Raw genomic sequence first — 19,998 nt, 5'->3', positions numbered from 1 at the left:
CGTTGGTGTCTCCTCTGGGGGTGGGTGGTGGCCCATTCTCGCGGCCAGACGGATGAGAATCGGCCAGTGGTCGATTTTCCGAGGTTGGGCGGAGGGCCGTCCGAGGTCGGGCCGTCGATCCTCCGGGGTTGGGCAGGCGACATGCAGAGGGGCCGGGCGCCCGAAAGCACCCGGCCCCTCGTCACCTGTCGTGAGTCAGGAGAACATCACGATGTTGTTCAACACGTACTTGTTCACGACCCGGAACCCACCGCCGGGGGCCCTTTCGATCACCGAAGCCTTGATCGAACTGCGGCAGGCGTTGCGGCCGGTCAGGGCCGTATCGCATTCGGTGCGCCACTGGCGACCGTTGACGACGTGGTCACCGGGGGTGCCCAGTGGGTTGTCCTTCCACAGCGACCTAGCCGACGGCAGGTACGTCATGTTGTTGAACACGAAGTCGTTGACCTGCTTGTATTTGCCGTTCACGATGCGGATCTGGGTGGCCCAGATCTCGGTGGTGCAGCGCTCGGTCTTCGAGTAGGGCTCGCAGGTCGTCACCCATAGGCGGCCGTTTACGCGGTGCACGCCCGGCGTCGTGTAGAGCGAGTCGGGACGCTGTGTCGGCTTCGCCGTCGGGGTGGGGGTCGGCTTCGCCTTGGTCTCGACCTTGACGGGTACGTAGATGTTGGTGCCGGAATCCAGCACCTGGAAGCGGAGCGTGTAGTCGCCGCTCTGGAGGCTGGTGCCGTCCGGCAGCCACACCGACACGCTGCCGACTCCGTTGCTGACGGTTCCCGAACCTACCTGCGCGTTGCCGATGAAGGCCCTGACCTGCCGATTGGCCAGCGGTGGGGTCACCTTCTCGCCCGGTTGCAGGTACATGTCGAGCGTCTGGGGTGCGACGCCGCCGTCGAGCGGCTTGCCGAAGCTGAAGTCCAGGTCGTCCCCGCCCTCGACGAGGGTTCCGGTGGCGAGCTTGGCGGAGACGCCCCTCTTTGAGTAGTCGGGGCTAAGCGGGCTCTCGGAACGCACCCAGTCGACCCATGCCTCGAGGTCGGCCCGCCCGGTGTCCCGGGTGTTGGTGCCCTTGGCGAGTTCCCAGAAGTTGTCGCCGCCGGCGATCAGGAACGAACCCGAACCGACCGTGTATGTCTTGGTCGGGTCGATCGGCTTGCCGTTCATCGAGATCGACGTGATCCGCGAGCCCTCGGCCAGGGACTCGTCATAGGTGTAGGTCAGGTTCTTGGAGGTGCCCAGCGCGAGGAAGGCCCTTGACGGCACCCCGCCGTTGGCGTCGCGCTGCCACTGCTGCTCGAGCACGGTCTTCAGCTGTGCGCCCGTGATCTGCGTGGTGAAGAGCGAGTTCGCGAAGGGCAGCGTCATGGCCGCCTCACGGAACGTGATGTCTCCGGCGTTGAAGCTGTCGCGGGTACCGCCGGGGTTCTGCAGGCCGATGAACTCGGCGTCGCCGTTGCTGAGCGTGTCGAAGAACATCTCTGCGACGGCGTTGCTCATCGGGGACTCGTGGTCACGGGTCCCCGAGCCTCCGGTGCCGGGGGTGGAGATCGCCTCGGTTGCGTCGCCGATAACCTCGCGACCGAGTTCGTCCGCGACGCCCGCGGCCGCGGCGGCGAGCTCGTTGATCTCGACGATTGCGGGCAACGACTCGTCAGGCGTCGCAGGCGCCGCGGTAACCGTCGGGGTCGTGGAGCAGACGCCCTTGGTGGTGGTGTCGACGACAAGGTCGAGCTTGCCCATGTTGGCGGCGTATGAGCCCGTCTGGATGATCGGCACGCCGCTCGTCGAGGTGTAGACGTAGCGCTGATGGGTGTGTCCGTTGAAGATCGCGGAGACCCGCGGGTCGACGTCACGGTAGATCTGGTCGAAGGCGGCGCTGTCGGCGGCGTTCTGCTCCGCCGTCAGGTTCTGGTTCGCGGCACCCTCATGGAACGAGGCGATGACGACGTCGGCCTCGTCGTTGGCGGGGTTGCCGTCCAGCAGTTGAGCGGTTACGCGGTTGATGGCCTCGGCGGGATCGCCGAAGGTGAGGCCAGCGATCCCCGCGGGCGACACCAGTGAAGGAACGTCGGCGGTCACCACGCCGACGACGGCGATGGTGACGCCGCCCCGCTCGTAGAGCTGATACTCCTCAAGCGGCCCCGGCACGTTCGTCGTCCCGGTCTCATAGACGTTGGCGCCGAGGTAAGGGAAGTCCGAGGCGGCGTCCACGCGGCCCGAGAGATCGCTCCATCCCTTGTCGAACTCGTGGTTGCCGACGGTCGAGACGTCCACGCCCGCGGCGTTGAGGATGTCGAGCGTGGGAAGGTCGTCGTTGATCATCGACACGAACGTCGACGCGCCGATGTTGTCGCCGGAAGAGATGAGCAGGACGTTGTCGTCGCCCTGCGCGACGCGGGCCTGCTCGACCGGGGTGAACAGGCGCCCGGCGAGAAAGGCCGTCTTGTCGGTGACGGGCTTCGAATCGTCGAAGACCCTCCCGTGGAAGTCGTTGAAGCCGAAGACGCTGACCGTCTCGGTCGGGTTGCCTGAGACGCACTCTTTGACGTCGGCGTTGGCGATTGGGGTGGTGACGGTGGCGAAGGTCAAGCCGCTTGCCACCAGCGCGGTGGCGGCGAGAGTCGCCGTCGCCCGCTTGGTCTGGGTGATCATCTCTCTCCGATTCTGGTTCCGTCGGGAATGCCGGGGCGATGGAGGCCGCCGGTGCGTGTCAACACTCTAGGGAAGATAGGGCTCTGGCAAGCCGGAATGGGCCAATTCACCTGATCGTCACCTGAGAGTTGCTAAGGATTTGCTGGCGGTGTGGCTATGGGGTGTTCGGGCCACCAGGAGACCGCGTTTTCCAGTGAGATCCGCGTCACTAGGGATAACTCCGCTTGCGCCAGGAAAATCCCTCGACACCAGCGAAATACGGCTGGTATCGGGGGATGTCGCTGGTATCGCGTGAAGATCGCCGGTGACGTGCGAAGATCGCTGGTGACGGGGATCCCACAAGCCCCGTCCGCCGGACGATCCTCGCCTAAGCGATGCCGTCCCAGTTGTCGGTTTCCCACAATCGGTCCGCCCAACCTTCGGTGGGTCGGGTGGCGATTCGGGATCGGACCGTAAGCTACGCTGGCGTAAGTTACGGTTTCGTAGGTTTGTCGAAAGGGGTCCGCGTGCGCGGTCAGAGCCACGACATGGTCCAGCTCCTCACACCGGAGGGGGACCTGGTCCGACACGAGGAGTTCGAGTTCACGGGAAGCGCCGACGACCTCGTCGGCTACCTGCGTGACATGATCCTCGCCAGGCGTTTCGACGCCGAGGCCACCGCCCTCCAGCGGCACGGCGAACTCGGCCTGTGGACGCCGCTGCTGGGGCAGGAGGCAGCGCAGGTGGGGTCAGGAAGGTCGCTTCGTGAGGGTGACGTCGTCTTCCCCTCCTATCGTGAGCACGCCGTCGCGATGGTGCTGGGCGTTCCCTTGACGAACCTGCTGGGTCTCTTCCGCGGGACCAACGGTGGCGACTGGGAGCGCCTCGAGACCTTCAAGAACTACCAGATCGTCATCGGCTGCCAGGCACTGCACGCCACCGGCTACGCCATGGGGCTGCAGCTCGACGGTGCGGTCGGCAACGAAGACGACGCGGCCAACTCCGCCGTCATCGTCTACCACGGCGACGGTGCCGCCAGCCAGGGTGACGTCAACGAGGCCTACGTCTTCGCCGCCTCCTACAACGCGCCGGTGGTGTTCTTCTGTCAGAACAACCAGTGGGCCATCTCAGAGCCCATCGCCCTGCAGTCACGCATCCCGCTGTTCGAGCGCGCGAGAGGGTTCGGCTTCCCGGGTATCCAGGTCGACGGCAACGATGTGCTGGCCGTCAAGGCCGTCACCGACTGGGCGTTGAACCGCGCTCGTTCGGGCGAGGGTCCGGCCTTCATCGAGGCCTTCACGTACCGGATGGGGGCCCACACCACCTCGGACGATCCGACGAAGTACCGGGAATCATCCGATGAGGAGGCGTGGCGCGGGCGCGACCCGATCCTGCGGCTAACCCGCTACCTGCGTCGCATCGACGCGATCGACGATGCCTGGCTCGCCGCGGTTGAGGACGAGGCGAAGGAATTGGGCGCGCAGGTGCGCGCCGCGATCCCGGAACTGGAGGACGTGACCATGGACCGACTGTTCGAGACGGTTTACGCCGAGCCGACCGTCGCGCTCGAGGCCCAGCGTCGGGAGTACGCCGAGTACGCCGCAGGGGAGGACGCATGAGCGAGACGTTGACGATGGCGAAGGCCCTCAACAAGGGGCTGCGCCGCGCGCTGCAGGCCGACCCGAAGGTGCTCCTGGCAGGCGAAGACATCGGCAAGCTCGGCGGCGTCTTCCGGATCACGGAGGGTCTGCAGGCCGAGTTCGGGGAGAACCGGGTCGTCGACTCGCCGCTGGCAGAGTCGGGCATCATCGGCACTGCCGTGGGGCTGTGCATGCGCGGCTACCGCCCGGTCGTCGAGATCCAGTTCGACGGGTTCGTGTTCCCAGGGTTTGCGCAGATCGTGTCGCAGGTAGCCAAGCTCCACATGCGCACCGGTGGGCAGAACCCGATGCCGATGGTCATCCGGATCCCGTTCGGCGGCGGCATCGGGGCGGTCGAGCACCACTCCGAGTCGCCCGAGGCCTACTTCGCGCACACTCCCGGCCTGAAGGTCGTCAGCTGCTCGAACCCGAACGACGCCTACTGGATGATCCAGCAGGCCATCCAGTCCGACGACCCGGTCGTCTTCCTCGAGCCGAAGCGTCGCTACCACGGGAAGGGCGCGGTCAACTTCACCGCCAAGCCACAGCCGATGCACCAGGCCTCGATCACCCGCTACGGCACCGACGCGACGCTGCTCTGCTACGGCCCGATGGTCAAGACGTGCCTCGACGCGGCCACGGTCGCCGAGGAGGAGGGCACCTCGCTGGAGGTGGTCGACCTGCGCACGATCAGCCCGGTCGACTGGGTGACGGTGACCTCGTCGGTGCGTCGCACCAAGCGCGCGATCGTCGTCCACGAGGCCCCGAAGACGCTCGGGGTCGGGTCCGAAATAGCAGCGAAGCTGCACGAGGACCTGTTCTACGTGATGGAATCGCCCGTGATGCGGGTGACGGGCTACGACATGCCGTACCCGCCCGCCCGCGTCGAGGAGGAGTACCTGCCCTCAGTCGACCGGATCCTCGACGCTGTCGACCAGTCGCTGGCCTACTGAGGAGAGAGACACTTGTGAAGCCGAGCCAGCCGATGAAGGGAGCGCTCAAGTGAAGCGCCAGTTCCTGTTGCCCGACCCGGGGGAGGGTCTGCTCGAGGCCGAACTCGTCGCATGGCGGGTCACCGAGGGCCAGACGATCGAGGTCAATGACGTCCTCGTCGAGATCGAGACGGCCAAGTCCCTGGTCGAGTTGCCGTCGCCGTTTGCTGGAACCGTGACGGCGCTGCTGGTGGCCGAAGGCACCACCGTCGAGGTCGGCTCACCGATCGTCGAGATCGAGGACGGTGAAGAGGACGGTGAAGAAGCGGCGCCGAACCTGGTGGGATACGGCGCCAGCGATTCGACCTCAACGCGACGCCGTCGCCGTGGCCGGGGGGCCGATGAGTCCTCGTCTGCGTCGGAGGCGCTGTCGGCCGCGTATTCCCAGCACGAACCGGGGCGCCGCACCGACCAGGTGCAACCCGCCGCCACCGTGAACGCCCAACCCGAGGGCGACCCGCTGCCGACGCCTGGCCGCGCGCCGGCCGAGTCTCAGCTGGTGCTGGCCTCCGAAGCCGGGTCGGTCAAGGCGAAGCCGCCTGTGCGCAAGTACGCCAAGGACCTTGGCGTCGACCTGACAGGCGTATCGGGAACCGGCCCTGACGGCACCATCACGCGGAGGGACGTGGAGGCCGCGGCCGCGTTCCGCTACCTGGATGAGCAGCCGAGGGAGGGGCGGATCATCAACGACAACGCCTCGTTCCAGGCGGGGCCGTCGACCGGGCCGCGTGAGGAACCGCGCAGCCACGCCGGGACGTCGTTCAGCGGGTCGAACTTCGGTGGCGGCTTCGGCCCGACCGAGGGGCTCGGTGGGTTCGATCCTTTCGAGGGCCGAGCCGAGCGTCGCATCCCGATCAAGGGCGTGCGGAAACTCACGGCCGAGAACATGGTGCGCTCCGTCAAGACGCACGTGCACGTCACCGAGTGGACCACGATCGACGTGACCGGAACCATGGAGTTCGTCGAGCGGCTCAAGGAGCGCCGCGAGTTCGCGGGGCTGCGGGTGTCGCCACTGCTGATCTACGCCAAGGCCATCTGCCTGGCGCTTGGCCGCAATCCCGACCTGAACACCTCGTGGGACGAGGAGCGCCAGGAGATCGTCTACTACCGCGACGTCAACCTCGGTATCGCGGCCGCCACCCCGCGTGGCCTGATGGTGCCCAACATCAAGGCGGCGCAGCGGCTCAGCCTGCTCGAGTTGTGTCAGGCGATCAACCGGCTGGTTCAGGTATCCCGGGAAGGGAAGCTGCAGCCGGGCGACTATGCGCGTGGCACCTTCACCGTCACGAACGTCGGCGTGTTCGGGATCGACGCTGGCACCCCGATCATCAACGGCGACGAGTCGGCGATCTTCTGCATGGGCGCGATCCAGCGTCGGCCGTGGGTCGTCGGCGAGGGTTCGAGTGAGCGGGTGGAGCCTAGGTCGGTCACGACGTTGGCCGTCGCGTTCGACCATCGGATCATCGACGGCGAGCAGGGGTCGCGCTTCCTGCACGACGTCGGCTCGATCCTCGCCGAACCGGCGATGGCCCTGTTGTACTGACGCCTCAGGCGTTCGGTTGAGCCGCGCCGCCGGTTGGGGCGGGCGGCGGCTGGGTCGGTCGGCGGCTGGGGTTAGGAGTGCCGTTGAGCACTATTCCTGGGTCGATCGGCGACACGCCGCAGTTGGGCGTCATTTCGGGAAACGAACCCGGGATAGTGCTCAAAGTCTGACCTGCGCCGAGCCCGGAGACGACGCGTCTCCAGCCCGGAGACGCGTCGCAGGTCGGTCGGGCGGGATCAGGCCTCTTCGGCCGTCTCCTCGGCGTTGGGTTCCGGCTCCTCTTCGGCCTTCTTCAGGAGCCTCGAACCGACGATGCCGATCTCGATCAGCACACGCAGCACCAGGATCTTGAACAGCGCACCGGCGAGCCCACCGAAGAGTGAGTTCAGGATCGCCGGCAGCCTGGCGAAGTAGAACTCGCTACCAGACGTGAGCAGATAGATGAAGCTGAACAGCCACTCGATGCCGATCGCGATGACGCCCAGCGTGAAGATCAGCCCGGCAGCACCCGGCAGGGACAGCATCTTGAAACTGAAGTCGAACGGGCTGCCCTTGGGTGCAACGGGCTGCTGGAACTGCTGCGGGGCGACGGGTAACTGCTGACCCTGCCAGCCCTGCTGCTGGTTCCAGTCCTGGCCGGGAGCCTGGGGCTGGGCCTGGCCCCAAGGCTGGGCCTGGTTCCAGTCCTGCGCGGGGGCTTGTTGGCCCCATTCCTGGCCGGAGGTCTGGGGCTGTGCCTGGCCCCAGTCGTGGGCGGGCTGTTGGGCCTGGTTCCAGTCCTGCGCCGGAGGCTGTTGGCCCCATTCCTGGCCGGAGGTCTGGGGCTGGGCCTGGCCCCAGTCGTGGGTCGGCTGCTGCTGGGCCTGGCTCCAGTCCTGTGCAGAGGTCTGGGGCTGGGCCTGGCCCCAGTCGTGGGCGGGCTGCTGTTGGGTCTGGCTCCAGTCCTGTGCCGGGGGCTGTTGGCCCCATTCCTGGCCGGAGGTCTGCGGCTGTGCCTGTCCCCATTCCTGCGCGGAAGTCTGCGGCTGCGCCTGCCCCCAGTCCTGGGCCGACTCCTGGCCCCATTCCCGAGCCGGCTGCTGCGGTGCCCACTCGTTCGAGCCCTGACCGCTGTTCCACTGTTGGTTCGACATGTCGGCAAGTCTGCCACGCTCAAAGCTCAGCCTGACGTCGGCGTTTCACAATCCGCGCGGGCGCGGTCCACACTGTAGGTCATGCTCACCCGATTCCATGTGGACCTTGATGCGCTGCACCACAACCTCGCGGTAGCACGCGAGCTGGCCGGGGGTAGGGGGCTGCTGGTGCCTGTCAAGGCCAACGCCTACGGCCACGGACTCGTTCCGGTCGCCCGTAGCATCCAGGAACGTGGGGCCGCCGAATGGTTGGGCGTCGCGCTGGTTGAGGAGGGAAGGCAACTTCGCGACGCCGGGATCACGCTTCCGATCCTGAAGTTCTCACCCGCCCTCGCCGTCGAGTTGGGTGACGCGATCGAGGCCGACGTCACGTTGTCCGTCGACGACGTCGACACGGTCGAGCAGGCGCAGGCCGCGGCTGCTTCGCTGGGCCGCAACGTCGATGTCCATCTGAAGGTCGACACCGGCATGAGGCGCGTCGGGGTCGAACCCGAACAAGCCGCCCCGCTCGCAGCCCGCATCGACGCCTCCCCGAACCTGCGGTTGCAGGGCGTCTTCACCCACCTTCCGATCAGCGACGTCGCGGAGGGCGACCAGTTCACCATTGCGGAACTCGACCGGTTCTTCGGGGTCGTCGACGCCATCGAGGCCGCTCACGGCCCCGTCGAGCTGGTGCATGTCGCCAACTCGGGGGCGGTCCTCGGCCACGATCTGGGCCGGAGCAACCTCGTCAGGCCAGGCATCATGACCTACGGTTCCTACCCGGACATCGTCGGGGCGCGACCTGCCGACCTGCGCGACGTCGGCCGCTGGACGAGCCGCGTCAACTTCGTCAAACCGATCCGGGCAGGGGAATCGGTGGGCTACGGGCGCACCTGGACCACCGGGCGGGACACCTGGATCGCGACGGTGGCGATCGGGTACGGCGACGGCTATTCGCGGCGCATGTCGTCGCGGGGGCGGATGCTCATCGACGGGGTGTCGTACCCCGTGGTCGGAAGGATCTGCATGGACCAGACCATGCTCGACCTCGGTCCAGACACCCCGCGCGTGCGGGTCGGCGACGAGGTCGTCGTGATGGGGACCAGCGGGGGCGAACGCATCGGCGTCGAGGAGATTGCGAATCTCATGGACACCGTCACGTACGAGGTGACCTGCCTCATCACCGAGCGGGTGCGCCGGGACTACTGAGAAGGATCGGCCTCCACCACGGTGCGGGCCAGCTTCGGGCGACGACTCGGGAACTCCTCCATCGCGTGCAGCGCGATCGACCTGGTCGACCAGCCGTCGACGGCGGCGCCGACGCCTCCACCCACCAAGGGAATCCGCTTGGCCATCCAGGCCCCGAACCGCTTCCCGGTGATCTGGTTCAGCGCACGGTCGAGCAGCGCCTTCGAAACCTGACGGTCGAGCCGCGCGTCGAACACGGGTGCCGTCGCAACCACTAGAGGCGACGACGGCAGAACGCCTTTGGAGATCAGATCGGCGTTTCCGGCGGGGCCGAGCATCACCATCAGAATCGCGGTGCGGACGCGCGGATCGCTCAGCTCGTAGCCCCTCAGATGCGCGATGCCAGCCACCAGCCTGGCTTGGAGGAAGGACTTGGCCGCCAGATTGACCGGGATCGTGAACAGGGCGACCAGGAAGCCGCCCCAGTTGGTGGCGAACCCCTGTCCGCCTGCCATCGCCACATGCGTCGTGACCATCCGGGAGATCGCCAGTTCGGCGTCGTTGCGTTGCACGAGGAGGGATTTCGCCGCGTGTTTGGCTCCCGGCAGCTTTCCGCGGCCTTCGATCGCCAACTCCAGGATCTCGTGGTAGACGTTCGCGGTGATGCCCTCGGTGAGCGCAACCGCCTGATTCTGTGTGCCCATGTGCGCCCCTTTCCCTCGCCCCAAGCCTGTCACACGCCGCCAAGCCAGTCGAGATGAACTGCCAACCTCTTCCTGCGGCTGCACGAATCCGGGGACGACCGGCGAACTGTCCCCGGGCGCTGACACACTTGGGGGCATGCTCGGCACGCTGTTCGGGAGGCCGGAGGACTGGCCGCCACGGGACCTGATCGGATACTCCGATGAGTTCGACGCTGCCCTCGCGCTTGAAGCCTATCGCTGCGGCGTTTTTCCCATGCCTCTCAACCATCGCGAAATGGGTTGGTGGTCCCCTGTCGACCGCGGGCTCCTGCCAATCCGGGGGCTGCATGTGACCCGCTCCCTCAGGAAGACGGCGGCCCGGTATACGACCACCACAAATGCCGATTTCAGGAACGTGCTGCACCGTTGCGCCGACCCGGCCCGTGACGGGGCCTGGATCGACTCGCGGATCTCCTCGGCCTACCGCCGCCTCGCCCGGCTCGGGTGGGTTCGCAGCGTCGAGGTGTGGGACGCCGACGGACGCCTGGCAGGGGGGCTCTACGGGGTGCAGATGGGGGGCCTGTTCGCCGGCGAGTCGATGTTCCACGACCCCGAACGTGGCCGTGACGCCTCGAAGGTCGCGCTGATCCGCCTCGCGCTCGAGCTGGACGACTCTGGGGTCGAACTACTCGATGTGCAGTGGCTCACCGAGCACCTGGGCTCGCTCGGCGCGTACCAGGTGCCGCGCGAAGAGTACCTGCGCAGACTCTCACGGGCGCTGGACAAGCCCACTGTTGAGTGGCCGAAACGCCCCCCGGTATCCGGCGCGGACCTGGTCATGCTGTGGCGGCAGTTGAGCGACCACCGCCCCCGAACCGCCCCCTAGCCACGAGGATGAGCAATGCCTGAAATGCCAGAGGTGGCCGCATTGGCCGCGACGCTTCAGAGACGACTCCGAGGGAGGGCCATCGCCGCCGGTCACCTGGTTTCGTTTGCGGCCCTGAAGTCGTTCCAGATCCCGCTGGAGGCCCTCGCAGGCCTCGAGGTGGAAGCGGTCACGACGCACGGCAAGTTCATCGATGTCGATGCGCAGGGGCTGCACCTGGTGTTCCACCTGGCCCGGGCAGGTTGGGTCACCTGGCACGACGTGGCGCCCCGGGTGCCCGCGCGGACCGGAAAATCCGGCCTGGCGTTGCGTATCGTCCTCGACGACGGCTCCGGGTTCAGCGTCACCGAGGCCGGTACCCAGAAGCACCTGGCCATCTACGTCGTCGCCGACCCGCAGGAGGTGCCCGGGATAGCCGCCCTCGGCCCCGACCCGATGGCCGAAGGGTTCACCGTCGAAGTGTTCAGGCAGGCGCTGCGAGATGCAGGCAAGGCGCAACTCAAGGGGGTGCTCCGGGACCAGCGCCGCTTCGCCGGCATCGGAAATGCCTACTCAGACGAGATCCTTCACGCCGCGCGGCTCAGCCCCTTCAAGCCCGCCGACAGCCTGGACGACGACGCGGCCGCCGAGTTGTTCACCCGGATGCGCGAGGTGCTGCGTGACGCCGCCGAACGGGCCTCGGAAGTGCCGATCGACAAGCTGAAGGACGCCAAGAGAACAGGGATGAGGGTCCACGGCCGCACCGGTGAGCCGTGTGCTGTGTGTGGGGCCATCATCGCCGAGGTGTCGTTCTCCGATTCGTCGCTCCAGTACTGCCCAGGCTGTCAGACAGGGGGAAAGCCGCTGGCGGACCGCCGGATGTCGAAGCTGCTGAAGTAGCGGCGAGTAGGCTCGGCGCATGCTTGAGCACGACATCTGGTGGCAGGTCTATCCGCTCGGCGCGCTCGGCGCCCCCATCCGCGGCGACCACGGTGCGCCAGCCCACCGGCTGCGGGACCTGGATGCCTGGCTCGACTATGTGGTTGAGCTCGGCTGCAACGGCATTCTGCTCAACCCCATCTTCGAGTCCGTCAGCCACGGCTACGACACGCTCGACCACTACAAGATCGACGGGCGACTCGGTGACGATGCCGACTTCGACCATCTCATCGCCGAGTGCCGGGCCAGGGGCCTGCAGGTGATCCTCGACGGTGTGTTCAACCACGTCGCGCGCACCCATCCGATGGTCACCGAGCAGCCTGGGCTGGTCGCGTTCGACGGCGGCCGACCGCGTGCGTGGGAAGGGCACGACTCCCTTGTAGAACTGGACCACGCCAACCCGTTGGTGGTCGACCTCGTAGCCGACATCATGCTGCACTGGCTGCGCAGGGGAATCTCCGGGTGGCGGCTCGATGTCGCGTATGCGGTTCCCGCAGCGTTCTGGCGTGACGTGACCGCGACCGTGCGTGGGGAGTTCCCTGAGGCGATCTTCATCGGCGAGGTGATCCACGGCGATTACGCCCGGTTCATCGAGGAATCCACCCTCACGACCTTGACGCAGTACGAGTTGTGGAAGGGAATCTGGTCGTCGTTGAAGGAGGAGAACCTCTGGGAACTGGCGCACGCCATCGTCAGGCACAACGACTTCTGCCGTGGGTTCACCCCCCAGACGTTCATCGGGAATCACGATGTGACTCGCATCGCCACGCTCGTTGGACCCGAGCTGGCCAGGATCGCCGTCTACATCCTCATGTCGTTGCCTGGGGTGCCGAGCGTGTATTACGGCGACGAGCAGGGATTCGCGGGCACCAAGCGCGAGCAGTCAGGGGGCGATGACGAGGTGCGGCCAGCCCTGCCCGCCACGCCTGCCGAGTTCAGCAGGCTCGGTGCGGCGACCTACGCCGACTACCGTGGCGCGATCGCATTCCGCCGTCGCCATCCGTGGCTGGCGGGCGCCGAGGTCGAGGTGTTGCACAAGGACAACCTCTGCCTCCTGTACCGGGTCACGGCGGGGGACAGGTGGTGCGAGGTGAGGGTGGACCTGGCTCACCCCTCCATCAGCGTGGTGGCCGACGACGAGGCAACCGGGACCCGCTGAACAAACAGACGAAAGGTGGGACCCGGCCAGGCCGGGTCCCACCGTCGACCAAACCTGCGGTCGGTCGATTCAGCCCCAGATGCCCGCGTTGCGGGTCTCGGTGGCGTTGTAGCCGTCGGCGATGTTGCCCAGCAGGACGGGCATGCGCTGCACGATGTCCTGCTGCTTGGCAGCCGAGGCGTCCCACGAACGCTGTACCTCGACGTAGGCGTTGCGGGCATTGTCCTCCCACGCGCCGAGCGAGGTCGAAAGCTCACCCTTCAGATCCTCGAGCAGGGTGGTGAGTTCCTTGTGCGCAGCCGAAAGGTTGCTGATGCCTTCCTGCAGACCGGCCTGGGAGTATGTGGTTGAGTCGCTCATTGGTTTCTCCTATCGAATCAATGGTGATTGGGTCAGCCGATGAGGCCGGCGATCTGGTTTGCGGTGGCCTGGTTCTCTTCCTCACGCGCACCGTACTCGCGCAGCGTCTCCACGAGCGAGGTGTGGATCTTGTCGAGGCCCTGCTTGACCTTCTCGAACTCCGTGTCGAACTGCCCGTAGCCCTGCTGGAACGCGGTGGACGCGTTGCCGTGCCAGCGCGAGGCGAGGTCGGTCATCTGGCCCTGCAGTCGGGTCTGCAGTTGGTGGATCTGCTGGTGCTTGGCCTCGATCTGCTGCGTGGCCTTGTGCATCGCGGCGCGGTCAACGGACTTGTCGCTCATCGTTTCGTTCCCTTCGACGTTGAACCCGATGGGGCTCGTTGTAGCAACTTCGAACTATCGCCGCTGCTGTGCTGTCAGACAAGACACTATTGGGCGAGAGGGTCAGTTCCCTGCCGGTCCAGCCTAAACAAGTAGCAGTACCTAGACAGCACCAGACTTGCTCCCCGGCGCTCGTAGACTGGGCCGATCCGATCTGGAGGGCAGATGAGTAACCAACAGTGGAACGGCGCCGCGGCCGGGCAGGGCCCGCAGGGTGGTTACGGCCCGGGTGGGTATCCGCCTGGCCAGCAGGGCTTTCCGCAGCCTGGGCCGCAGGGCTTTCCGCCGCCTGGACAGCCGGGCTTTCCACCGGGTGGTCCCGGTCGGCGTTCGGGGGGCGGCGTCAAGGTTGCGTTGATCGTCGGTGGGGCGGTGGTGTTGGTCGCCGTTCTTGCCTTGGTGGTCTATCTTGCGCTCGGGGGTGCGCGGGGTGGTTCGCCCGGTCCGGTCGGGCCTTCGCCGTCTCGGAGTGCGGCCAGCTCACCGTCGGCTTCGGGGGGTGGTGAGTTGACGATGGCCGACCTGCCGATGCCGTTGACCGTAGGGGTGTGGGAATATCTCCCAGGCACAGACCGCCAGAGCGGCTATACCGCCGATAAGAACGTCTTCGGCCCCGTGTTGGTCACGTTGGGTTGGGAGGGGGACACCATGGAGCTCTACGCCGGGACGCTGGATGACCCTTCGGTGTCGGATGACGGTCGGGTCGTGTGCGGCACCTTCGACGCGGCTCCGATGTGCTACATCGAGACGGCGGAGGGGCTGATCCTGAGCCTGAACACAGGCGATCCGGAGGATCCCCCACCGGCGGAGTTTCGGGCGCTCGTCGATGCTGTGTTCGAAGCGGTGGGCTGAGCGGGGTCGCTCATGCGGTCGTGGGCCACGGGTCGATGCCATCCAGCACCTCGTTGGCCTCATCGTTGATCCTCGCGGCGAATCCGGACGCCATGTCACCGCCGACCGCAGCGTCGATCATCTGGGCGGCCTTGGCCAGCGCGGGTCCGGTAGCCCGGGTCCTGGGGAACATCCAAGGAGCCCCGGAAGCGGCGGCGACAATCTCAGCCGACCTCTTCAGCTCGGAGTTCAGTCGTAGCGCGACTGATTTATTGCCCTGGATCACCCGGTCAATCGCGCTCGGCATGGACGGAACGGAATTGGCGAGATTGGTGGATGCCGAGGCCTGACCGTCCGAGGCGGTGCCGTAGTTGACTGAAGCGTTTCCGCTCCAGCCGGGGATCCTCTTGAGTGTCTCGATCAGCTCGGGAACCTCCTCCAGGGCGTCTCTGACTGGCTTCCAGGCAGCTTCACGGTCGTGGAGGTGCTCGAGCGAGGCGACCATGTCGCCTTCCAGTGCATTGATGGCCTGAGATTGTTGATTGAGGATCTCGAGGTGGCCCTGATGCGTGGTGCGTGCCCACAGTTCGATCGAGCCCAGTACGCTCACCAGGTTTGGGATCAGCAACAACGGCGCCGCGAACCGGTGGAACGCGGCCAGGTCGGCCTGGAAGGCTCCGTTGACGGCAGATTGCAGTTGCTGGTGCGTCTCGGCGAGCTTCAGTTCCGTCTTGGGTACCTGGGCCGGCCTGGGCGACGGGTTGTTGAGTTTCTCAAGGACCTTGCCCATGAGGGACAGCATCAGTGCGATCGGGTTCATTTCCGCTTCCCAGTCTCTTTGGCCTGCTGTGCGTTCCACTGTTCCATTTCGGCGTATCCCTCGGCGGCCTTGAGGAGGCGCTCGGAGATCGACGAGAACTCGGCGCTGGCCGCCGAGGCTTGTTGCTGCAGGCCAGATCCGAGGCTGGTCACCGTTTGTGCCTCGACCACACCGAATCGGGTGGGTATCGGGGTGGAAGAAGCGCGGGCCACGGCGTCGCTCAACTCAGCCCACTTGCTCGCGGTTTGACGCAGAAGGTCCGGATCGACCGTGTAGTCCCCACCGGACTCGCCTTGGCTGGAGACGCCGCCTTGTGGGAGCGTCCCGACAGGGGACTGGGAGGGCGAACCGAAATCGAGACCCGATGAACCCGAACCGGGGGAGCCGAGCGATGATCCGCTGCCGGCCGAGCCGGAACTGCCGATGGTCCCCGTGGTGCCCGAACCGAGACTGCCAGAGCCAGAGCCACCGCTGCCGGTGGACCCCAACCAGCCCGAGCCCCAGTTGGAACCCGAACCTCCGTCTGATCCGGTGTTGCCCCCGGAACCCCAGCCGCCGCCGGAGGAGCCGGAGCCCCCACCCGAACCGGAACCGCCGTTGCCAGAGCCCGGGTAACCGGAGCCGCCCGAGCCTGCGCCGGAGCCGCCTGAGCCGGAACCGCCGCCTGGAACACCCGGCGCGGTGGAAGGAGGACGCCAGGTGGAGGTCGAATCGTGCTCGGGCAGCGTGTCGAGCCATTCCTGATAGTCCGATACCCCGTCGCCGTCGGAGTCGAAGCCATGGCTCAGATGTGTGTCGGGGATGCCGTCGCCATCCGTGTCGACCAGCATCGACGCGGCATCGCCGGCGGCCAACGGGCCGAAGGAGCCGGCCCCGCCGCCAAGCCCGGAAGAGCCGAGCCCGGAACCGCCACCAAGGCCGGAACCGCCACCAAGGCCGGAACCGCCACCAAGGCCGGAACCCGACCCGCCTGGCATCGCCCCCAGGCCGCCGGCGACCGTGCCTGCAGCGGCCGCGGGTGCGGTCCCTGGGCGCAGCCCTCCAGCCAAGGACGGGTCCATGCCGACCGGGGCACCGGTTCCGGAGGAGAGGCCCGCGCCCCCGGCCGCACCGGTCTTGGCGCCAGCCCCTCCGCCGCCCATCATCGGTGGCATCATCCCGGGGCCACCGGCACCCGAGCTCTTCGACCCAGAGGCGTTGGGGTTGATCTGACCCTCGCGAAGGTCTTGGTCGTCAATCTCATCATCGCTGTCGGCACGCAACCCCGCGAACCGACCCTCGGCCGCGCGGCGCGCCAACTCGTCCCATGCCGCAAACCCGTCACTCATCAGGCAACCTCCTCAAGGCCGAACAGCCACCTGCGTACCCTCTGGCGAGAATCCACCGTGTTTCGCTTCCTGTGCAGGTGGTCGATCGACGGCGACGATCGAGCCCGCGCACAGACCCAGCCTAACCAACGCCAGGGTCAGTTCCGGCCAGCCGGTGGCCCTCGGAAGATCAGTTGCCCGTGGCGACGATCTTCTCTTCGGAGAGCGCGCTGCCAGCATCGGTCAGGCCCGGAGGAAGGAGATTCAGCAGGCCCGCGGTCACTGCGATAGGTCTTACCGTCCCGTAGCCGAGCGCGTTCCGGGCGCTGACTGATGGGATCGAGTAGGCCTTTCCGTTCAACAACAGGGTGGTGGCGCTGTCCTCCGTGACAGTCTTCGCGTTGCGCAGAAGGGCTCCGCCAAGTGGTGGGAGATCGACCAGTTGAACCTGCTGTCCCTCCGGGGCAGGCGCGTTCGCCGGGATCTCCGGCGTGGCCTGGTCGACGGCAAGGGTGGCACGTTCAGGTGAGTCGGCGCTGAACGTGGCGCACACCGACACCTTGTCCGCGTTGAAAGCACCCGGTGGTGCGACGGGCTTGTCTGGCGGGACGTCGCTGGACCCGAAGGTCTGCCGCTCAGGATGCTGCAAGTTGGTGGCTTCGACCTCGCTGAGGTGGACCGGCTGCCGGTCGTCGTTGTTCGCCTGCTGGATCGCGCGCATCTCCATGTACGGGATCCGGGACAAGCCTCCCGCGAGCTGGATGTAGAACCGGTCGTTCCCGTCGCCCTCGACCACCGCCATCTGGCCGACGGTCAGCCGCTCGCTGCCGTAGCTCCCATATGCGTCGACCGGCTGTGGATCGATCGGGTCGCCTGCGGGTAGTGCCGTGATCCAACCATCACCCGGGGTGAAGACCTGGAGGTCTCCGACGAGGCTGGACGCGCCCCCCGTCGACGAGTACAGGCGGTGCGTCTTGCCGCCGAACACGAGATACTGGCTGCCGTTGGAATGCTCGGCCACGATGGCGAAGTTGTCGTAGCTTGCCGCGGTCGACTCGAACTCGAGTGTCAGGTAGCGCTGATTCTGACGCACCGGTGCCGAGGAACAGAGCCGGAGCGGGGCGTCATGCAGGTCCGTTGCGGCGGGCAGTTGGCGTGGGGCTCCGGGGATTCCGAACTCGGGCTGCTGCGGGACGCCCTGTAGCGCCGCGGTCTTGACCTCGATCACCCGGGGCTCTTCCTTGGCGTCCGGGCCGGCGGCTTTCAGACGCGCGGAGGCGACATCTGCCATCGGGAAGAGCTTGTCGTCAAGGTAGACGAACAACGCCCCGGAGTCGGCGTCGGCGATGACGGCGTTCTGCTGGGTCTTCCACGAGTCGTCGGAGGTGCCTCCCCGGAACAGCCCGAGCAGCGTGGTGCCTGCCAGGAGTACGACGCCGAGAAGGACCGACACGAATGTGGCGGTCCCCACGCGGCGCAGCGGCGGCGTCGGATCGTCGGGATCGCGGTCCACGAAGGCAGCGATCATCCGTCGTGACGTGAAGGACTGTGCCTTCAGGAGGTCTTTGCGGGTCGCCATACCTGTCCTGGGGTCAAGATTTCCTGATTCGGGGCCACAATATCGCGCTGACCCGCTCAGCCCCGCGCCTCGATTGCCGCGAACCGCGACCCGGGGCAGGCCATAGAGTAGGGCGCGGCGCAAAGGAGGAGAGATGCTGCGCAGGACACAGCCACCGCGGGCGGCGTATCCCGGCCGGACCCGCGGTACCCGTCATGTCGGCGTCGTAGTCGCGTGGCAACTCGTCCTCGTGGCCGTCATCGCCCTGGCGCTGCAGGCGAGTGTGGTCTGGGGCGTCGTCGCCGGGGCACTGCTGCTGACCGCGCTCCTGTTCACCATCCCGGTCAACGGGCGCACGCTCGGGGCGACCGTGCGGATCCGACGCGGGTTCGCGGCCCGCAGGCGCCACCGGGTGGAGGCGCCGGACGTGGCACCCGAATTAGTGCCCCTGGCCCAATGGGTTCCGAAGCTCGAGCTGACCCAGATCAAGGACGCCCATGACGGGGAGATCGGTGTCGTCGCCGACGGGGAATCGTGGTCCGGGCTGCTTGAGGTCAACAGCGACAACCCGCTGTTCACCGACCGCGGTTCCCGGCTCGACCTTTCGGTGCTCAGGTCGCTGACTCAGCAGGATGACGTCGTCTTCGCGGGTATCCAGGTGGTCACCTTCACGGTGCCCGCTCCGGTGAGGGCGCTGCTGCCCGACAACTCACCCGGGCTGCAGTCCTACCGCGAAGTTGCCGGACGGGCGACGCCACCTGCCATGAGACGCACCTGGATCGCGCTGCGGCTCGACCCCCGCCTCTGCCTCGAGGCGGTCGGACGGCGTGGCACCGGTCAGGTCGGTGTGTTCGCGACGCTCCGTTTCGGGCTCCATCGGACGCAGGCCACCCTGAAGCGCCACGGCATGGCCACCGAACCGCTCGATCCGCTTGGCATCTCCGACGTGTTGACCCTCACCAGCGGTGCCAGCGACGACGTCGTCGGACAGCGCAGCCATGAAGACTGGGAGAGATTCACCTGCGACACCCTCATCCACCAGACCCGCGGGATCAGCGGCTTCGGTGAGGCGGTGAGCGCGCAGTACCAAGGGGTGCTCGACGTGGTGGCCAAGGCGCCTGCGCTGTTCGCCGTCACTTCCCTGACGGTGGCGCCCGGTGAGCCGCCGCGCGGAGCGGTACGGCTCGTCACCCCTTCCGTCGAGCAGGCCGGAAGCGCAGATGAGTTCCTGATGTCTGCGCTCCGGCGCGACCTGAGGTCCGGCCCCAGGGGCGGAATCCAGGTGCCAGGGCTTCTGGCCACCATCCCGCTGGGAAGGCAGATCGCGCAATGACCGATCCCACCTCCCAGGCTTCAGGCCCGAGCGCGGTTGCTGTGAACAGCGAGATGCTGACCGGGCCGGCAGGCCTCATCGTCGGCGTCGGATCGGGCGGCCCGGTCACGTTGCGGCTATTCAGGCAGCAGCCGACCCGGCTGTTCCTGGCCACACCTGAATACATGGCCTGGCTTGTCGCGTTCCGGGCGATGTGTCTGGGGGCGCACCTTTCGGTACTCGTCGAGGATCACCGCCCCTGGTTGATGCTCGCCGACACCGTCCGCGCCTGCGGTGGAACCATCGACCTCCTGCGTGGCACGGAGAACATCCCTGGGCGGGGGCGCCCGTACCGACCGAGCCTGATCGTCGACGGCATGGACGCGGTCTCGGCCAACGATCGGATCGGCGCCTGGCAGGCGCTCGTCAGCCTGGGCGACCCGGAGGAGAGCCGCGCGGTGGGAGACCTGCGAGCCGCCGACGTCGCGCTGATCTCACCGTTGACGACGAAGGGGTCGGAGCACCTCCGCCGTGCCTACGCGTTGTCGTCCGGACAGGCGAGGGCGGCGACGGATCTGGGGGAGGCCGAGGCGGTCCTGGCCGGTGTCCGGCGCGTCATGCGGGTCCCGGTAGTGCCGTCACCGACCGAGCACCGTCTGCTCTTCGGAGGGTAGC

Annotated in this window: 18 protein-coding genes; 10 read left to right on the top strand and 8 right to left on the bottom strand. The window is 67.0% G+C overall.

The window, feature by feature from the left end:
* Positions 1-195 precede the first annotated feature (195 nt).
* Positions 196-2,652: a bifunctional metallophosphatase/5'-nucleotidase gene (locus BUC15_RS04905; protein WP_073186423.1), complete on the bottom strand. Its 2,457-nt coding sequence runs from the start codon at positions 2,650-2,652 to the stop codon at positions 196-198.
* A gap of 527 nt (positions 2,653-3,179) precedes the next feature.
* On the opposite strand from BUC15_RS04905, the gene BUC15_RS04900 reads away from it, so the two are divergent.
* From BUC15_RS04900 to BUC15_RS04890, 3 genes are all read left to right on the top strand, one after another.
* Positions 3,180-4,250 carry a thiamine pyrophosphate-dependent dehydrogenase E1 component subunit alpha gene (locus BUC15_RS04900; protein ID WP_073186422.1) on the top strand — a complete coding sequence of 357 codons (1,071 nt, stop codon included), beginning with the start codon at positions 3,180-3,182 and terminating at the stop codon, positions 4,248-4,250.
* Positions 4,247-5,224 (top strand): alpha-ketoacid dehydrogenase subunit beta, encoded by a 978-nt coding sequence (locus BUC15_RS04895; RefSeq protein ID WP_073186421.1) that lies wholly within the window; start codon positions 4,247-4,249, stop codon positions 5,222-5,224. Before BUC15_RS04900 ends, BUC15_RS04895 begins: the two co-directional genes overlap by 4 nt.
* A gap of 67 nt (positions 5,225-5,291) precedes the next feature.
* A complete protein-coding gene (locus BUC15_RS04890; RefSeq protein WP_073186427.1) occupies positions 5,292-6,806 on the top strand; it encodes a dihydrolipoamide acetyltransferase family protein in 1,515 nt (504 codons plus the stop codon).
* 236 nt (positions 6,807-7,042) lie between these two features.
* Here the strand turns inward: BUC15_RS04890 and BUC15_RS04885 are convergent, their stop codons facing one another.
* The gene (locus BUC15_RS04885; RefSeq protein WP_073186420.1) at positions 7,043-7,939 is read right to left on the bottom strand and encodes a hypothetical protein; all 897 of its coding nucleotides are present in this window, start codon (positions 7,937-7,939) and stop codon (positions 7,043-7,045) included.
* An 81-nt stretch (positions 7,940-8,020) separates the two neighbouring features.
* Between BUC15_RS04885 and alr the strand changes: the two genes are divergently transcribed.
* Positions 8,021-9,130, top strand: coding sequence for an alanine racemase (alr, locus tag BUC15_RS04880; RefSeq protein WP_073186419.1), 1,110 nt, complete (start codon positions 8,021-8,023; stop codon positions 9,128-9,130).
* On the opposite strand, the gene BUC15_RS04875 is transcribed toward alr, so the two are convergent.
* Positions 9,124-9,813 (bottom strand): EcsC family protein, encoded by a 690-nt coding sequence (locus tag BUC15_RS04875; RefSeq protein WP_073186418.1) that lies wholly within the window; start codon positions 9,811-9,813, stop codon positions 9,124-9,126. The two genes, alr and BUC15_RS04875, sit on opposite strands and share 7 nt — an antisense overlap.
* 136 nt (positions 9,814-9,949) lie before the next feature.
* Between BUC15_RS04875 and aat the strand changes: the two genes are divergently transcribed.
* Genes aat through BUC15_RS04860 form a run of 3 tightly spaced genes read left to right on the top strand, consistent with a single transcriptional unit; the run spans position 9,950 to position 12,755 of the window.
* Complete coding sequence (aat, locus tag BUC15_RS04870) at positions 9,950-10,678, top strand: leucyl/phenylalanyl-tRNA--protein transferase (protein WP_073186417.1); 729 nt, start codon at positions 9,950-9,952, stop codon at positions 10,676-10,678.
* 15 nt (positions 10,679-10,693) lie between these two features.
* A complete protein-coding gene (locus BUC15_RS04865) occupies positions 10,694-11,557 on the top strand; it encodes a DNA-formamidopyrimidine glycosylase family protein (RefSeq protein WP_073186416.1) in 864 nt (287 codons plus the stop codon).
* A gap of 19 nt (positions 11,558-11,576) precedes the next feature.
* On the top strand, positions 11,577-12,755 hold the full coding sequence (locus BUC15_RS04860) for an alpha-amylase family protein (RefSeq protein ID WP_073186415.1): 1,179 nt from the start codon (positions 11,577-11,579) through the stop codon (positions 12,753-12,755).
* A gap of 69 nt (positions 12,756-12,824) precedes the next feature.
* Here the strand turns inward: BUC15_RS04860 and BUC15_RS04855 are convergent, their stop codons facing one another.
* Positions 12,825-13,115, bottom strand: coding sequence for a WXG100 family type VII secretion target (locus BUC15_RS04855; protein WP_073186414.1), 291 nt, complete (start codon positions 13,113-13,115; stop codon positions 12,825-12,827).
* Positions 13,116-13,147: 32 nt separating this feature from the next.
* Complete coding sequence (locus BUC15_RS04850) at positions 13,148-13,456, bottom strand: WXG100 family type VII secretion target (RefSeq protein WP_073186413.1); 309 nt, start codon at positions 13,454-13,456, stop codon at positions 13,148-13,150.
* Between the two features lie 552 nt (positions 13,457-14,008).
* On the opposite strand from BUC15_RS04850, the gene BUC15_RS04845 reads away from it, so the two are divergent.
* Entirely contained in the window at positions 14,009-14,347 is a 339-nt protein-coding gene (locus tag BUC15_RS04845) for a hypothetical protein (protein WP_073186412.1), read from the top strand.
* A 10-nt stretch (positions 14,348-14,357) separates the two neighbouring features.
* On the opposite strand, the gene BUC15_RS04840 is transcribed toward BUC15_RS04845, so the two are convergent.
* From BUC15_RS04840 to eccB, 3 genes are all read right to left on the bottom strand, one after another.
* Positions 14,358-15,146, bottom strand: a complete 789-nt coding sequence (locus BUC15_RS04840; protein WP_073186411.1) for a hypothetical protein — start codon at positions 15,144-15,146, stop codon at positions 14,358-14,360.
* On the bottom strand, positions 15,143-16,474 hold the full coding sequence (locus BUC15_RS19815) for a hypothetical protein (RefSeq protein WP_073186410.1): 1,332 nt from the start codon (positions 16,472-16,474) through the stop codon (positions 15,143-15,145). The genes BUC15_RS04840 and BUC15_RS19815 overlap by 4 nt, the downstream gene beginning before the upstream one ends.
* Before the next feature lie 169 nt (positions 16,475-16,643).
* Positions 16,644-18,032, bottom strand: coding sequence for a type VII secretion protein EccB (gene eccB, locus BUC15_RS04830; RefSeq protein ID WP_073186409.1), 1,389 nt, complete (start codon positions 18,030-18,032; stop codon positions 16,644-16,646).
* Between the two features lie 133 nt (positions 18,033-18,165).
* On the opposite strand from eccB, the gene BUC15_RS04825 reads away from it, so the two are divergent.
* Positions 18,166-19,344, top strand: coding sequence for a type VII secretion protein EccE (locus BUC15_RS04825; protein ID WP_073186408.1), 1,179 nt, complete (start codon positions 18,166-18,168; stop codon positions 19,342-19,344).
* A complete protein-coding gene (locus tag BUC15_RS04820; protein ID WP_073186407.1) occupies positions 19,341-19,997 on the top strand; it encodes a hypothetical protein in 657 nt (218 codons plus the stop codon). The genes BUC15_RS04825 and BUC15_RS04820 overlap by 4 nt, the downstream gene beginning before the upstream one ends.
* Position 19,998 lies beyond the last annotated feature (1 nt).

This window comes from Tessaracoccus bendigoensis DSM 12906 (assembly GCF_900141915.1).
Lineage (GTDB): Bacteria > Actinomycetota > Actinomycetes > Propionibacteriales > Propionibacteriaceae > Arachnia > Arachnia bendigoensis.
The sequence above is the reverse complement of the archived record's forward strand: the minus strand, read 5'-3'. Positions and strand labels throughout refer to the sequence as shown.

Excerpts from the sequence above, each read along its gene's own strand:
- BUC15_RS04905 (WP_073186423.1), bottom strand. The coding sequence starts at position 2,652 with ATGATCACCCAGACCAAGCGGGCGACGGCGACTCTCGCCGCCACCGCG.
- BUC15_RS04900 (WP_073186422.1), top strand. The coding sequence starts at position 3,180 with ATGGTCCAGCTCCTCACACCGGAGGGGGACCTGGTCCGACACGAGGAG.
- BUC15_RS04895 (WP_073186421.1), top strand. The coding sequence starts at position 4,247 with ATGAGCGAGACGTTGACGATGGCGAAGGCCCTCAACAAGGGGCTGCGC.
- BUC15_RS04885 (WP_073186420.1), bottom strand. The coding sequence starts at position 7,939 with ATGTCGAACCAACAGTGGAACAGCGGTCAGGGCTCGAACGAGTGGGCA.
- alr (WP_073186419.1), top strand. The coding sequence starts at position 8,021 with ATGCTCACCCGATTCCATGTGGACCTTGATGCGCTGCACCACAACCTC.
- BUC15_RS04875 (WP_073186418.1), bottom strand. The coding sequence starts at position 9,813 with ATGGGCACACAGAATCAGGCGGTTGCGCTCACCGAGGGCATCACCGCG.
- aat (WP_073186417.1), top strand. The coding sequence starts at position 9,950 with ATGCTCGGCACGCTGTTCGGGAGGCCGGAGGACTGGCCGCCACGGGAC.
- BUC15_RS04865 (WP_073186416.1), top strand. The coding sequence starts at position 10,694 with ATGCCTGAAATGCCAGAGGTGGCCGCATTGGCCGCGACGCTTCAGAGA.
- BUC15_RS04860 (WP_073186415.1), top strand. The coding sequence starts at position 11,577 with ATGCTTGAGCACGACATCTGGTGGCAGGTCTATCCGCTCGGCGCGCTC.
- BUC15_RS04855 (WP_073186414.1), bottom strand. The coding sequence starts at position 13,115 with ATGAGCGACTCAACCACATACTCCCAGGCCGGTCTGCAGGAAGGCATC.
- BUC15_RS04850 (WP_073186413.1), bottom strand. The coding sequence starts at position 13,456 with ATGAGCGACAAGTCCGTTGACCGCGCCGCGATGCACAAGGCCACGCAG.
- BUC15_RS04845 (WP_073186412.1), top strand. The coding sequence starts at position 14,009 with ATGGCCGACCTGCCGATGCCGTTGACCGTAGGGGTGTGGGAATATCTC.
- BUC15_RS04840 (WP_073186411.1), bottom strand. The coding sequence starts at position 15,146 with ATGAACCCGATCGCACTGATGCTGTCCCTCATGGGCAAGGTCCTTGAG.
- BUC15_RS19815 (WP_073186410.1), bottom strand. The coding sequence starts at position 16,474 with ATGAGTGACGGGTTTGCGGCATGGGACGAGTTGGCGCGCCGCGCGGCC.
- eccB (WP_073186409.1), bottom strand. The coding sequence starts at position 18,032 with ATGGCGACCCGCAAAGACCTCCTGAAGGCACAGTCCTTCACGTCACGA.
- BUC15_RS04825 (WP_073186408.1), top strand. The coding sequence starts at position 18,166 with ATGCTGCGCAGGACACAGCCACCGCGGGCGGCGTATCCCGGCCGGACC.
- BUC15_RS04820 (WP_073186407.1), top strand. The coding sequence starts at position 19,341 with ATGACCGATCCCACCTCCCAGGCTTCAGGCCCGAGCGCGGTTGCTGTG.